Source organism: Marinobacter sp. tcs-11 (assembly GCF_002049515.1).
GTDB lineage: Bacteria > Pseudomonadota > Gammaproteobacteria > Pseudomonadales > Oleiphilaceae > Marinobacter > Marinobacter nauticus.
Map to the genome: position 1 here is coordinate 1 of NZ_LLYU01000028.1, position 12687 is coordinate 12687.

Below are 12687 nucleotides of genomic sequence, written 5' to 3' on the forward strand. Positions count from 1 at the left end.
CGGGCGGTGAACTGCAATCCGCTTGCCTGGGGCATGACTTCGATCCCTGAAGATTATGTTGAACTGACTCATCCTGAGCAGTCCCGATTATAACCACCAGCCTCCGGAATACCAACCAACAAACCGGTGGCCTGTTTTAACCAGTTCTCAGTGATGAAAACCCGCGCCTGCGACTTTTGTTGAACCCGGTGAACGGTTAACCTTGAACACCGTCTAACAACAAGAGCAGCACCATGGCACAGTACACCATTGAAATTGATGAAACTTTCGATGTCCCCAGGCGCAAGGCTTTTGCCGTTTTTGCCGACCACCACCGCTTCGGCAAACTGGTCGGGGCACCGGTCAAGCGTATCAAGGACAGCGACCAGGCAGACCCCAACGGCATTGGCTCGGTTCGCAAGATCGGCATTGGCCCGCTGTCTCTTGAGGAAACCGTACTCGGTTTTGAACCCGACTCTCTGATTGAGTACACCATCAGCAGCATCAGCCCTTTGCGTAATCACCTGGGGCGTATTCTGTTCTCCGATGCAGGCGAAGGAAGAACCCGTATTCAGTACTCCATCCGTTTTGAGGATATTGTGCCGTTTACCGGCAAAGCGGTTCAGGTCGCGCTGGAAAAGGGATTACGCCGTGGTATCAAACGCCTGCCGTCAATGGCGTAAGCCTGTGGGAGCGCAGGCAACAATCGGTTACTTGATGAATATCAGATAATTGACCTGAGGCAATAATTCATATTTATCAATTCTGTACTCTCCCGCGCAGTTTGCAATATCCGGCCATCAGGCATGCCTGTGGCTGAACACCTACTGTTCTGCGGGAGACCGAAATGGCGGCAGCACCGATTGTTCTCTTCGACAACGGACACCACAAGTGCCTGATGTTCGATTCCCTGGTAACCGGCGAGGGCGTGCAGTCCAACCAGTTCCTGATTGTTGATGGCAAACACGAAGCCCTGATCGACCCCGGCGGAGACCTGACCTACACCCCACTCTCCGTCGCAGCGTCCAAGTACATGAACATCCGCGATATGGACTATGTCTTCGCGTCCCACCAGGACCCGGACATCATCGGCGCCATCGACCGCTGGATTGTTCACACCCGCGCAAAAATCGTTACCTCAAAGCTGTGGGCACGCTTTCTGCCTCACCTGGTGTCCAGCTACGTCACCAACCAACTCAGCGGCAGCGTCTACGACCGCATCGTCAGTATTCCTGACGGCGGCGCCAATGTGAGGTTCGGGGAGACTTATCTGCAGTGCCTGCCGGCGCATTTCATGCACTCGGTCGGTAACCTTCAATTCTACGATCCGGTCTCAAAAATCCTGTTCTCAGGTGACCTCGGCGCGTCCATGGGCGGAGAAGACGACCACCAGCCGGTGAAAGATTTCGACAAACACATCCCGAACATGATCGGCTTCCACCGCCGTTACATTGCTTCCAAGAAAGTCTGTCGTCTTTGGGCCAACATGGTTCGAGACATGGACGTGTCGATGATCGTGCCCCAGCATGGCAAGCGCTTTGAAGGCCCGGTTATGATTGATCGCTTCCTTAACTGGGTCAGCGATATGGATTGTGGCATTGATCTGGTATCCCAGGACAACTATCGCCAGCCGGTGGACTACGTGTAACAACCCGGTGCCGCAGGGACGCGGAACCACCTCCTGGCAAAAGCTGCGAAATCAGGCCTGTTGCAATCCGCTCAGGTTCAGTAAAATCCGCCTTTTCACTGAACCCTAGAGGCAGCGAATATGGGCAGAGCCTACCAAAACCGCAAAGAATCCATGGCCAAAACGGCCGCCGCGAAAACCAAGGTTTACAGCAAGTACGGCCGCGAGATCTACATGGCCGCCAAGGCTGGTGGCATCGACCCGCAAGCCAACCTTTCCCTGCGCGGGCTGATCGAGCGGGCCAAGAAAGACCAGGTGCCCACCCACGTTATTGAAAAAGCCATCGACAAAGCCAAGGGTGGTGCAGGCGAAGACTATGCGCCGGCCCGCTACGAAGGCTACGGCCCGGGCAACTGCATGGTCATCGTGGACTGCCTGACCGACAACCCGAACCGCACCTTTGGCGATGTTCGCCTGGCGTTCACCAAAACCAAGTGCAAGATCGGCACCCCGGGCGCCGTGGCCCACATGTTTGATCACTGCGCCATCTTTGCATTCGCCGGCCAGGATGAAGAAGCCGTACTGGAAGCCCTGATGGAAGCCGACGTGGACGTTACCGACATCGAAAGCGAAGACGGCAAAATCACGGTATTCACCCCGAACACCGAATACGCCAAAGCCAAACAGGCTCTGGAAGCCGCGTTTGAAGGCATTGAGTTCGATGTGGACGAGATCCAGTTCCTGCCAAAAACCACCACCGTGGTAGAAGGCGACGACATCCCGATGTTCGAGAAATTCCTCGACATGCTTAACGATCTGGACGACGTACAGAACGTATTCCACAACGCAGAACTGCCGCAGGAATAACCTCTGCTGGCAAAGTGTAGTCACAGCGGCGCGACAGGGCGGAGGTAGCAGGCGTGGAAAAGCCAAAGGTTATTATCCTGAAAACAGGCTCAACCTACCCGCAGATACGGGATCAGTTTGGTGATTTCGACGCCTGGTTCCTCCGCAACCTCAACGGTGATCTTGACGTTACCGTGCTGGATGCCGTGCAAACGCCACCCGCGTCTGCTCCCAGCGACTGGGCTGGCATCGTCATTACCGGCTCGCCGGCAATGGTCAGCGACAAAGCGCCCTGGAGCGAAGAAACCGCCCGCTGGATAAAACAGGCCGTCGAGGCCAAGGTTCCACTTCTCGGAGTCTGCTATGGCCACCAGTTGCTGGCCCATGCCATGGGTGGCAAGGCAGACTACCATCCGAAAGGCCGCGAGACCGGCACACACACCGTACGATTGCTCGACAGCGCCAGCTCAGACCCCCTGTTCAGTCAGTTGCCGGCAGAATTCCCCGCCCACCTGACCCACAAGCAATCCGCAATTGAGCTCCCTCCGGGCGCTGTACTGCTGGCCAATTCGGCCTTCGAGCCACACCAGGCGTTCAGGGTTGGCGAACATGCCTGGGGCGTGCAGTTTCATCCGGAATTCACCGATGCAATCATGAAAGCCTACCTCGAAGTCCAATACCCGGACATCGTTGCCGAAGGCCTGGACGCCCAGAGCCTGCTGCAGGGTGTTCGTCCTGCACCTGACGCCAATCACTTGCTGAAGCTTTTCGCTGAGTACCTGAACGCCCGCACAATGACCAAATAGTCATGGAACCCGCGCGGCTGTGTGAACGTTTTGTATGTTGAATGAGTACAGATCGCTATCTACTGTACTGGAATACAACTGAGAAAGGAGCCTCACATGAACGGTATCAGACAGCACTTAAGAAAGTTCTCACTGGCCATGGCCGTACTCCTCGCGTTTGCGACCACCTTCTCCATGTCCGCCAACGCAGGCATGGTGGGTACCGGCGAGCTGATCCAGCAGCAACAGGTGGATCTGGACAGGCAACAATTGCTGGAGATGCTTGACGACCGGGGCGTGAAGGCAAAACTCCAGGAACTCGGCGTGAATGAAGCCCAGGTTGAAGAGCGCATCCAGAATCTGACCCCGACGGAACTGGCCGAGTTTGAACAACAACTGGCCGAAGCACCAACCGGCGAAGGTGTTGTCGGTATCATTGTTCTGTTCCTGCTGGTGTTCATCATAACCGATATGCTCTGCGCGACGGATCTGTTCCCCTTCGTGAAATGCATTCGCTGATCCCCAATGCAGCAGATGAACAGCCGTCTTAAATTGACTATGGCCGTCGCTCTGACGGCCATAGTGCTTCTGGCCGGGTGTGCATCAACACCAGACTGGCCTGTCTCTGCCCGGGACAACACCAAACCGGTTTACCCGGAAAAGCTGCTGGAACAGGTGCCCTTCTATCCGCAGGAGAAGTACCAGTGCGGTCCCGCCTCTCTGGCCATGATGCTGAACGCACAGGGGCTGGCGACCAATCCGGACATTCTGAAAGAGCTGGTCTACCTGCCGGGCAAGGAAGGCTCCCTGCAAGTGGAAATGGTTGCCGGCGCACGGGCCCACGACATGCTGGTGTACCGTTTGGAACCGGAACCAGAGGCCATTCTGGCCGAGGTTGAGGCCGGAAATCCGGTCCTGGTTATGCAGAATCTTCGTCTGAGCTGGTGGCCGCAATGGCATTTTGCGGTGGTGGTGGGCTACGACAGCACGGAACAGGTCTTCATCCTGAACACGGATACACGGCGCCACTATGAAATGCCATACAAGGTGTTTTACAACACCTGGAGCAAGGCTGAGCGATGGGCTGCAGTCATTCTGCCCCCCGATCAAACACCCGCAAGTGCTGAAATGCTGCCCTACCTCCAGGCGGCCCACGATCTAGAGACAACAGGCCACACCCGGGCGGCCCAGCGAGCCTACCAAACTGCCATCACGAGATGGCCCGAGCAGCCCACACCGTTAATGGCAAACGCCAACCTGCAGTACCAGCTAGGTCATTTTCAGAATGCCGTGGGCAGTTTCCTGAGGGTGGTCGAGAAGTTCCCCGGGTTCTCCGAAGGCTGGAACAACCTCGCCATCGCACTCAACGATGCAGGCTGTCCGGCTAGAGCCAGACATGCCTCCGAGTGTGCGGCCAGGCTGGCACCGAAACGGTTTAAACCGCTACAGGATGAGGCCCGATCAAACGCGGCAGATGCCGCCGCCTGCCCCCAGATTCCTGCCTGCCCCTCAAACGCCCACTAACAGGCGGTCACAGGGATTTTCGCAGGAGCACAACGTCTTTCACGGGAATCTCCAGATCCCAGCCATAATGCTGGGCCAGCCAGCGGAATGTCTGCTCACGGTAGAACACCACATGGGTGGGATCGCGCCGATAGTGCCAGTTATCGAAACGGGCATCGTCGGTCTGGAAGCAAGTCATGATACCCAGGCAGCCTCCGGGCCGGAGCAGGCTGTCCAGCATGCGAAACACTTCGGCTGGATGATGCAGATGCTCCACAACCTCGGTACAGGTAATAACATCGTATTGCCGATCCAACGCGGCGGCGTCCGGGTAAAAGAACGGGTCATATAAAGTCATATGCAGTCCCGCTTCCTCAAGCATTCTGGCTAATGCCGGGCCAGGGCCACAGCCGAAGTCCAGCCCCTGCGCTCCGGGTTCAACATACCCCAGCAGAGGCTTGGCCAGCTTTGAAAGAAAACGCCGGTAGCCGGGATCGTCCGCATTGTTGTTGTGCAATTCATAGACGGCTCGCTCCCGGGAGCCGGACAGCCGACACTCGGAGGCCATCACCGTGGCTTCACACTGGCCACAACGGAAATACGTTTGCTGCCCCACTTCACGAAACGGCACCAGTTCAGCGTTTTCACACACCGGGCAGCGCGCTTCCTGCTGCGCGGACGATTGCGGTCTTTCGATCATGAACGTTTCAACCTGACAAAAGTTTCATTGTCATATCCGGCCATGCGGCGAATTTGTGACCGGATGCGTAAAAGCGCCCATCGTGCGCTGCCTATACTGGCGCCGAACAGAGAGGAGTCGGCTTGTACCTCTTGAATGATAACAACAGTTCAATTCAAGACTAAATGCCCGGGAACTGCCCCGGCTCAGAGACCGGAACATGGAAACGTCATCTGAACTCGCACTGGAAGTGCCGATCGTCTCGGCTCGCTATGCCCGCCGTTTTGTCCGTTTTATGGAACATCGCGGTGTAAAGCGGCATACCATTCTTGCCAATACCGGCATCACCGACGACATGCTGAATAACCCGGACGCCAGCTTGTCCATGCATCAGGTCATGGATTTGCTGCGCCAGGCGGATTGGCTGATGACCGACGAGCGCGCGGCGTTCGAATTTGGCCAGCAACTGGACCTGCCCAGTCACGGCCTGCTCGGGTTCGCCATGTTGGGCCAGGAAAATCCGCGACGCCTGGTGAGCATGATCGTGCAATACCTGCGCGTTGGCCTGCCACTGATGGACATGGAACTGGAATCGACCGGCTCTACATTCCGCATCCGGCTCATCGATACCTGGGGCGTAGAGGACTTGAGACCCTGCCTGACGAAGATCTATATGGGCAGCATTCACCGTATCTCCTGCCAGGTTTGCAGCCATTTCCACTTCCAGTTTGATTTTCCGTCGTCTGCCTCACTGGAAGACTGGCAGTTGCTGGCCCCCGGGTGCGAGTTCGAATTCGATGCACCGGTTGCTCAGGTAACCATGCCACTGAAAGGTTCACCAATTCCGAAAAGCGAGGCGAACCTGGAGTTCTTGGTAGCCCGTACCCGATGCCATCGAAAACCAGGCAATCTGGAAGCCGACGAGACCGCCATGCAGGTTCGCGAACTGATCATGAGCCAGCCCGGCCGTCCCTGCACCACCGAAAACATCGCCCGGCGCCTGGACATCAGCCCGCGCACCCTGCGCCAGCATCTTGCCAGCGCCGGCACCTCTTTCAGAGAACTGCGCAACGAAATTCGTGAAAGCTTCGCCACCCTTTATCTGAAAGACACCAACGTACCGTTGGAGTCGATCTCCGAGAAGCTGGGGTTCAGTGACCAGGCCGGTTTTACCAAAGCCTATCGGTCCTGGACGGGCAAAACCCCCGGCGACGTTCGGCGGCAAGCCCGCTCAAAAAAGTGAACACAGCTCACTTTTCGTTTTGACACCGTTCACGGTTTAGACAATCCCTTCGCCCCTCTCCGCTTTGAACAAAAACGGTGCCGCGACAAGCAATGACCCGCGGCACCCTCTCCCCGTCTAATAACGCTGCACTCATACGTGAACACGTATGGCAAAGGGATCTTTGCAAGTCCGATTGAGCAGTCCTTATCGGTGTTGTCTGCAACCCACTACAACAAATAACGACGTACAGAGGACGAACTCATGAAACTCAGGAACCTCAATACGAGTGTCCGCAAGCTCGGCCCCGCGATTGCCGCGGCGGCTTTGATGGCGGGAGGCGCAGGTAATGCCTCCGCCGAACAAGTGTCCACCGAGCTGGCATTTGAGTGCCCGTTTCCACTCATCGGTGATCAACCGATCCGTGCCACCATCAGTGCTGATATTCCTTCGGCAGCATCAGTGGGAGAAACGATACCGGCCTTCACCGTAGACGCGATCACCGTTGTCAACGACGATGCCCGCACCGGCCTGAAACTGGTTCAATCAGCCACTCTTGAAGGGGTTGCCACCAGCTTCAACAGCGTTACCACACCGGGCAGAACGGTAGAGCAGATCGTCACTCTTGATATACCACCGACACCGGTTCCGGAAACCTCCGGCGAATTCAATGTCCCGGCTACCGGCACTTCACCGGAATTCCTGGTTACCGCAGATGATGTCGGCGAACTGGAAATCAGGGTAGGCGCTCTGCGGCTGGACCTGATCGCGCGCACCGCCAACGGCGACATCGCACCCGCACCAATCGGCGAAATCACAACCGACTGTGTTCAGCTGCCGGATCAGAACAACCTGCTTCAGACAGTGACTGTAGGCGGAGACGTTGTTGAAACACCACGCATCAGTATTACCCCTGAAGACATCAGCTTTGGATCAGTACAGGCTGGCCTCAGTGCGCAGCAGAGTGTGACCATTACTAACACCGGCAACACCGGCCTTGGCCTCAGCAACATCTTCATTGATGGAACCGACGCCGATGTATTCACTGTCACCAATCAGTGCGGCTCCAGCCTGGCGCCCGAAGCTTCATGCGCTGTCGACGTAACCTTTGCTCCAAGCACCGAAGGTACTCGCAACGCTACTCTGACCATCGAATCTACCGATCCGGAGAACGAGTCTGTAAGCGTTCCGCTCTCTGGCAAGGGAACTCTGGCACCCACTCCGGAAATTTCGGTAACGCCGGAATCCGTTGATCTGGGTCGCGTTCTGTCAGGCACCAGCGCAACTGCACAGGTTACCGTAGACAACAACGGCAACGCTGCTCTGCAGATTGACAGCATCACCCTGACTGGCGCCAATGCGGCGGACTTCATTCAGACCAATGACTGTACAACGGTCGCCGCAGGTGAAAGCTGCACCGTTGATCTGAACTACACCGCCGGGGCACCGGGTGTAAGCAACGCAACGCTTGTCGTTCGCTCCAACGACCCGGAAACTGCGGAAACCTCTGTCAGCGTCACAGCCGAGTCTTACGAGGAACCGACCGGAGGTTCCGAGCTGGAGCTGCTGCTCGGTCTGCAGGGCTCTACTCTGATCAATGCAACCGGAGGCACCCTGCCGCTGAACGGTTCCATTGCCACACTGCTGGACATTGCCTCAGGCACCTTTGAAGCCGATCTGGAAGTACTGCCTACCTCTGGCAACTTCTCCATCAAACTGCTTTTCAGCAAGATCAATGCGGCAGCCAACGTGGAGTTTGAGCAGGCAGAGGTTACCACCGGCACACTTGTGAATGGCAAGTTGACCGCAAATTCCAAGCTGTATGTGAAAGTACCCAAGGTTGCCATCAAGCTTGGCTGGCTGCCAGTTCGCATCGGTGGCGGTTCCGAGTGCCAGACCCGTGAACCGATCAACATCGAACTCAAATCCGTTGAAGGCTCTAACTTCTCCCCGGCAACGGGCGGCGAGGTCAGCGGCGTCTACGAACTGGGCGCTCTGGAGAACTGCGGGCTGCTCACCAGCTTGCTCAACCAGTTCATGACTGGCCCGGGCAACACCATCAACCTTGAGCTCACTCCGCAATTCTGAGGAATTCCGGCATCGCCGGAAGCAGGTTCACGGCTGGCACTAGCTGGCCGTGAACCTTACACGCAGTAAAAACAAAATCAAAAAAAGGAACAATGCAATGAAAAGCCTGAAAAGAAATCTGCTAGCACTGGCTATCATCGGCGCGCCGTTTGCCGCGCAGGCAGAACTTAAACCAATCGACGATGCTCAGATGGGCAGCATCACCGGTCAGGCCGGTGTCACCATCGAGCTCGAAACCAAAGTAAACATTGGTGAATTCAGATATACCGATGAAGGCTCTCTCGCCATCAAGGACATCAGCATCGGCGGTGCTGGCGCCGGCTATGAGGATGAGATGTTCAAAGACATCGAGATTGGCAGAAGCCTGGCCTTCAAGGATTACACCGACCTGATCGACAATATCAAGATCGAGATCGACGTTGCCGCGGATGGCGACGCCATCATCAACGTACTGCCAATCACCGCAGCTCCTATCGATTTTGGCGTGACAACCGGTGAATGGAGCCTGCAGGGCAACACAGACTCCACGCTGCTGGCAAGCAACTTTTCAATGAGAGGTATCTTCAACAAGGTCGGCATCACCGTGGATACCGCGACCGACAAGCTGACCCTGGACACAAAGGTCGGTATTTCCGATCTGGATATCGATGTCGACTTCCTCGCGATCGGTATTCGTGACCTGCAGCTCACCAAGAATACCTATCTCGAAAAGGTTGCTGACAAAGCAACTGGCGGCAATGGCCCGACCATTCTGGATGCCGCCGCGGATATCGTTGTGGAGGTCTATAAAGACCAACGCTTCGGCAGCTCGGACGATTCCCTGGCGATTGATCTGCAACAGTTTGACGCAGACATGAAGATTGGCCAGGTTCTGGTGGGCGGAACCAGCATCGGTTCCCTGACACTGGACAACCTCTCAGTGCAGAACACCCGCATGAGAATCTACGGTCACCAGTAATGCACCGAGGGCCCGTTCCGGGCCCTCACTCTGCCAACCCGGCGGCGCGTTTCATTTCCAGATCCAGATCGCTCTCTGCCAAGGGCTCTGAACTGATCAATTCAATCCGCGATTGTTCTCCCGGCTCACAGGGCTGAACGGTCAACGCACCTTCCACCTGATTGATCACTCGCCAGCCATCCAGGGTATGCACAACGGCCTTGAACCGCACCAGGCGTTCGTCCATCGCCGTTGCCAGAAGAGACGCCTCCGAGAATTGAATTTCCGGGTGGATGCGCCAGCCCAGACTGTAATGCCCATGACCACGGTTGGTCATCCGCTGCCAGGGCTGGTCGTCCAGAGACGGTGCCGGGGGGCGAAGATCAAGCGCAGCCCGCTGTTGATGAGCATCCGGGCTGGATACCGGCTGACGCTCCATCTCACCGTCCAGCCACCCGGGCGCCAAATGTCCCTGGCTTGTCGTGTAAACGGCACGCTTCGTCAGGGGCAGCGTGGCAATCCAGTCCTCAAACGCCGAGAGTTGCTGTGCCGTGCACAGATCCGATTTGTTGGCGACCAGAATATCGGCAGCTTCGATCTGATCCCGGAACTGCACATTCTCAAGCACCTTCGGGTTCTCGAGCTTGCGTGGATCCACCAGAGTAATCACCGGCCCCAACGCCAGGACACCCTGATAATGCTCTCCGGTCAGGGTATCGAGAATCTGGGAAGGATGACCAAGGCCCGTGGGCTCAATCAGCAGACGATCCGGCTTGGCTCTGGCAATCAGCTGGTTCAGGCCGATCTGCATGGGCAGCCCCGCGACGCAGCACATGCAGCCACCCGGCACCTCGCGCACCACCGCCCCCTCGGTCTCCAGGATGGCACCGTCAATGCCCACCTCGCCGAACTCGTTCACCAGTACCGCCCAGGTTTCCCCTTCCGGCTTCTGGCGTAGCAGGTCCAGAATGGCAGTGGTTTTGCCAACGCCAAGAAACCCCAGAATCAGGTTGGTGGGAATCGGTCGGGAAATGCTGGACATAATTCGGGCCTCAAAAACGTTATACTATAACAACATTGACCAGACCGGGCTACGTCCCGACTAAGGAGGAGTTTATGCCAAGACTGTTCTTCGGGCTGGAAATTCCTGAGTCGATCAAGACCAGCGTCTTAACGGTAAAAACTGACATTAACGGTGCCCGCTGGCAAAGCGAAGCCCAGCTTCACCTAACCCTGGCGTTTCTGGGAGAGGTGGAGAGCGAACAGGTAACCCAGGCTCGGGATAACGCCAGAAAGGTGGCCCATACGCCTTTTGAGCTGGAAGCCGCCGGGCTGGGTTGCTTCGGCAAGGAGGAGAGCCCGAAAATCCTCTGGGCGGGGGTCTCTCACGAGGATGAACTGAGGGAACTGCAACGCACCCTTGCCCAAGGGCTCACCAACGACGGCTTCACTCTCCAGAATCCTTCATTCAAACCTCACATCACACTGAGCCGCTTTCGGGCTGGCGCAGGCTCGGTGGCCGGGCTGATCGAGCACTACCAGAGGACCCGGTTTGGCAGTTGGTCGGTTCAGGACTTTGCGCTGTTTGAAAGTACTCCAGGCCAGAGCGGCTCTGTCTATACCGTGCTGGAACGCTATCCGTTAAACGCCTGAAGCTTCAGGATTGCTCAAGCCGGTTTGCCTCGTAGTCCTCAATCAAGGCTCTGGCGAGAACCCAGTCCTCGTCAGCCACATGCACATTGGTAAAGCCGGCAGCGCCGATTTCGCCCAGTGCACCCTGCAGGTAATGCCCGCCAACGTGCGCCTCTATGTGATTGGCCCTCAGCAGGCCAGCTATGATGTGAGCTTCGGTAATATCCCGGGCCCGATAGGCTATTTGCAAAACGGCGTACTCCTATATGCTTAACGCTGTTTCGACTATAGTCGTCCCAATGCCCTGTGTCTCGCGCCCCAAGGATTGTCCATGCTCTGGTTTCTGCTCGCTGTCGTTACTCTTGTTGTCCTGATCACATTGCTGATCTTCCGGGTAAAGGATCTTTCCGAGTACGACGGCCAGGACTGGGTTATGAAGGAGGTTGCTCCAAACCCGGCTCATGATGAGGTCATAGAACGCATCAAGGACATGGGGCGCGCCTCCCGCGGCCTGAAAGGCAAAGCCCGGCTGATCGCCCTCCGCAATCACCTGGACAGCCTGGGTGAAGGCGTGGATATCGAATCGGACATCCGGCATCAGGATCATCCGCGTGGCGAATGGATACTGTCGCCCGGGGCAGATCCCCGCCGACGTGTGCTCTATATTCACGGCGGTGCCTGGGCTGCTGGCAGCCCTCGCAGTCACCGGGCGATTACCGACCGTTTTTCCCGGATTGCCAATGCTGCCGTTTTTGCGGTTGATTACCGGCTCATGCCCGAACACCGGTTCATGGATGGCATTCGGGACTGCCGCCAGGCCTATGCATGGTTGCTGAATCATGGCCCGGACGGCGAAGCGCCTGTCGACTTCATGGTGGTTGCCGGAGATTCAGCGGGCGGCAGCCATACCCTGTCTCTGCTGGCGTGGATTCGCGACAATGGCCTGCGGCAGGCCGATGCCGCCGTTGCCCTGTCACCCTCCACGGATCTCACTCTTACGGCGCCGAGCAATCGAGAGAATATCCGCACGGACCCACTGCTGGGCCCGGTGTTTGGTGGTTTGTCCAAAATCCCGCTGCCCGTGTTGTGGTGGGGCACACTTGCCGCGTTCAGAATCTCTCCTACCAATCCGGCTGCATCACCTCTGCGGGGTGAGCTTAACAAGCTGCCACCCGTGCTTATCCACGCAAGCACCACAGAAATGCTTCTGGACAACGCCACGCGTTACGCTGCCAAGGCAAAAGCCCAGGGTTCACCGGTGGAGCTTCACACCTGGCAGAACATGGTGCATGTATGGCACATCTTCACGCCACTTCTGCCCGAGGCAGACGAGGCGTTTGAAGACATCGCGGTGTTTCTTCAGAAAGTGGAACAGCAATAGCAGCTGGT

14 protein-coding genes are annotated in these 12687 nt (G+C 56.9%); 11 read left to right on the plus strand and 3 right to left on the minus strand.

The window, feature by feature from the left end; all coding sequences use genetic code 11:
- Positions 1-233: 233 nt before the first annotated feature.
- From ARC85_RS18285 to ARC85_RS18310, 6 genes are all read left to right on the plus strand, one after another.
- Positions 234-662: an SRPBCC family protein gene (locus ARC85_RS18285; protein WP_022992924.1), complete on the plus strand. Its 429-nt coding sequence runs from the start codon at positions 234-236 to the stop codon at positions 660-662.
- Between the two features lie 164 nt (positions 663-826).
- Positions 827-1627 carry an oxygen-binding di-iron domain-containing protein gene (locus tag ARC85_RS18290; RefSeq protein WP_114433562.1) on the plus strand — a complete coding sequence of 267 codons (801 nt, stop codon included), beginning with the start codon at positions 827-829 and terminating at the stop codon, positions 1625-1627.
- Between the two features lie 120 nt (positions 1628-1747).
- Positions 1748-2473, plus strand: a complete 726-nt coding sequence (locus ARC85_RS18295) for a YebC/PmpR family DNA-binding transcriptional regulator (RefSeq protein WP_011785624.1) — start codon at positions 1748-1750, stop codon at positions 2471-2473.
- 53 nt (positions 2474-2526) lie between these two features.
- On the plus strand, positions 2527-3258 hold the full coding sequence (locus tag ARC85_RS18300; RefSeq protein ID WP_286715732.1) for a glutamine amidotransferase: 732 nt from the start codon (positions 2527-2529) through the stop codon (positions 3256-3258).
- A 96-nt stretch (positions 3259-3354) separates the two neighbouring features.
- Positions 3355-3756: a PA2779 family protein gene (locus ARC85_RS18305; protein WP_502688022.1), complete on the plus strand. Its 402-nt coding sequence runs from the start codon at positions 3355-3357 to the stop codon at positions 3754-3756.
- A gap of 6 nt (positions 3757-3762) precedes the next feature.
- Positions 3763-4761 carry a PA2778 family cysteine peptidase gene (locus ARC85_RS18310; RefSeq protein WP_278349970.1) on the plus strand — a complete coding sequence of 333 codons (999 nt, stop codon included), beginning with the start codon at positions 3763-3765 and terminating at the stop codon, positions 4759-4761.
- Between the two features lie 7 nt (positions 4762-4768).
- On the opposite strand, the gene ARC85_RS18315 is transcribed toward ARC85_RS18310, so the two are convergent.
- Positions 4769-5440, minus strand: a complete 672-nt coding sequence (locus tag ARC85_RS18315; RefSeq protein ID WP_278349969.1) for a class I SAM-dependent methyltransferase — start codon at positions 5438-5440, stop codon at positions 4769-4771.
- Between the two features lie 199 nt (positions 5441-5639).
- Here ARC85_RS18315 and ARC85_RS18320 point away from each other — a divergent pair, with 199 nt between their 5' ends.
- The 3 genes from ARC85_RS18320 to ARC85_RS18330 all read left to right on the plus strand — a co-directional run bounded on the left by ARC85_RS18320 (position 5640) and on the right by ARC85_RS18330 (position 9687).
- Positions 5640-6662 (plus strand): helix-turn-helix domain-containing protein, encoded by a 1023-nt coding sequence (locus tag ARC85_RS18320; RefSeq protein WP_011785629.1) that lies wholly within the window; start codon positions 5640-5642, stop codon positions 6660-6662.
- 243 nt (positions 6663-6905) lie between these two features.
- Positions 6906-8729 carry a choice-of-anchor D domain-containing protein gene (locus ARC85_RS18325; RefSeq protein WP_286715734.1) on the plus strand — a complete coding sequence of 608 codons (1824 nt, stop codon included), beginning with the start codon at positions 6906-6908 and terminating at the stop codon, positions 8727-8729.
- Positions 8730-8826: 97 nt separating this feature from the next.
- The gene (locus ARC85_RS18330) at positions 8827-9687 is read left to right on the plus strand and encodes a DUF6160 family protein (RefSeq protein ID WP_011785631.1); all 861 of its coding nucleotides are present in this window, start codon (positions 8827-8829) and stop codon (positions 9685-9687) included.
- 25 nt (positions 9688-9712) lie between these two features.
- Here the strand turns inward: ARC85_RS18330 and ARC85_RS18335 are convergent, their stop codons facing one another.
- Entirely contained in the window at positions 9713-10708 is a 996-nt protein-coding gene (locus ARC85_RS18335; RefSeq protein ID WP_153741261.1) for a CobW family GTP-binding protein, read from the minus strand.
- A 74-nt stretch (positions 10709-10782) separates the two neighbouring features.
- Here ARC85_RS18335 and thpR point away from each other — a divergent pair, with 74 nt between their 5' ends.
- Positions 10783-11319, plus strand: coding sequence for an RNA 2',3'-cyclic phosphodiesterase (gene thpR / locus ARC85_RS18340; RefSeq protein ID WP_286715736.1), 537 nt, complete (start codon positions 10783-10785; stop codon positions 11317-11319).
- 4 nt (positions 11320-11323) lie between these two features.
- On the opposite strand, the gene ARC85_RS18345 is transcribed toward thpR, so the two are convergent.
- On the minus strand, positions 11324-11548 hold the full coding sequence (locus ARC85_RS18345; protein ID WP_011785634.1) for a putative signal transducing protein: 225 nt from the start codon (positions 11546-11548) through the stop codon (positions 11324-11326).
- Between the two features lie 81 nt (positions 11549-11629).
- Between ARC85_RS18345 and ARC85_RS18350 the strand changes: the two genes are divergently transcribed.
- Entirely contained in the window at positions 11630-12679 is a 1050-nt protein-coding gene (locus ARC85_RS18350; RefSeq protein ID WP_286715737.1) for an alpha/beta hydrolase, read from the plus strand.
- Positions 12680-12687: the final 8 nt, after the last annotated feature.

What these genes read in the sequence shown, in the direction of transcription:
- ARC85_RS18310 (WP_278349970.1), top strand. Translation starts at nt 3,763, where the DNA reads ATGCAGCAGATGAACAGCCGTCTTAAATTGACTATGGCCGTCGCTCTG.
- ARC85_RS18295 (WP_011785624.1), top strand. Translation starts at nt 1,748, where the DNA reads ATGGGCAGAGCCTACCAAAACCGCAAAGAATCCATGGCCAAAACGGCC.
- ARC85_RS18335 (WP_153741261.1), bottom strand. Translation starts at nt 10,708, where the DNA reads ATGTCCAGCATTTCCCGACCGATTCCCACCAACCTGATTCTGGGGTTT.
- ARC85_RS18315 (WP_278349969.1), bottom strand. Translation starts at nt 5,440, where the DNA reads ATGATCGAAAGACCGCAATCGTCCGCGCAGCAGGAAGCGCGCTGCCCG.
- ARC85_RS18350 (WP_286715737.1), top strand. Translation starts at nt 11,630, where the DNA reads ATGCTCTGGTTTCTGCTCGCTGTCGTTACTCTTGTTGTCCTGATCACA.
- thpR (WP_286715736.1), top strand. Translation starts at nt 10,783, where the DNA reads ATGCCAAGACTGTTCTTCGGGCTGGAAATTCCTGAGTCGATCAAGACC.
- ARC85_RS18305 (WP_502688022.1), top strand. Translation starts at nt 3,355, where the DNA reads ATGAACGGTATCAGACAGCACTTAAGAAAGTTCTCACTGGCCATGGCC.
- ARC85_RS18290 (WP_114433562.1), top strand. Translation starts at nt 827, where the DNA reads ATGGCGGCAGCACCGATTGTTCTCTTCGACAACGGACACCACAAGTGC.
- ARC85_RS18330 (WP_011785631.1), top strand. Translation starts at nt 8,827, where the DNA reads ATGAAAAGCCTGAAAAGAAATCTGCTAGCACTGGCTATCATCGGCGCG.
- ARC85_RS18285 (WP_022992924.1), top strand. Translation starts at nt 234, where the DNA reads ATGGCACAGTACACCATTGAAATTGATGAAACTTTCGATGTCCCCAGG.
- ARC85_RS18320 (WP_011785629.1), top strand. Translation starts at nt 5,640, where the DNA reads ATGGAAACGTCATCTGAACTCGCACTGGAAGTGCCGATCGTCTCGGCT.
- ARC85_RS18325 (WP_286715734.1), top strand. Translation starts at nt 6,906, where the DNA reads ATGAAACTCAGGAACCTCAATACGAGTGTCCGCAAGCTCGGCCCCGCG.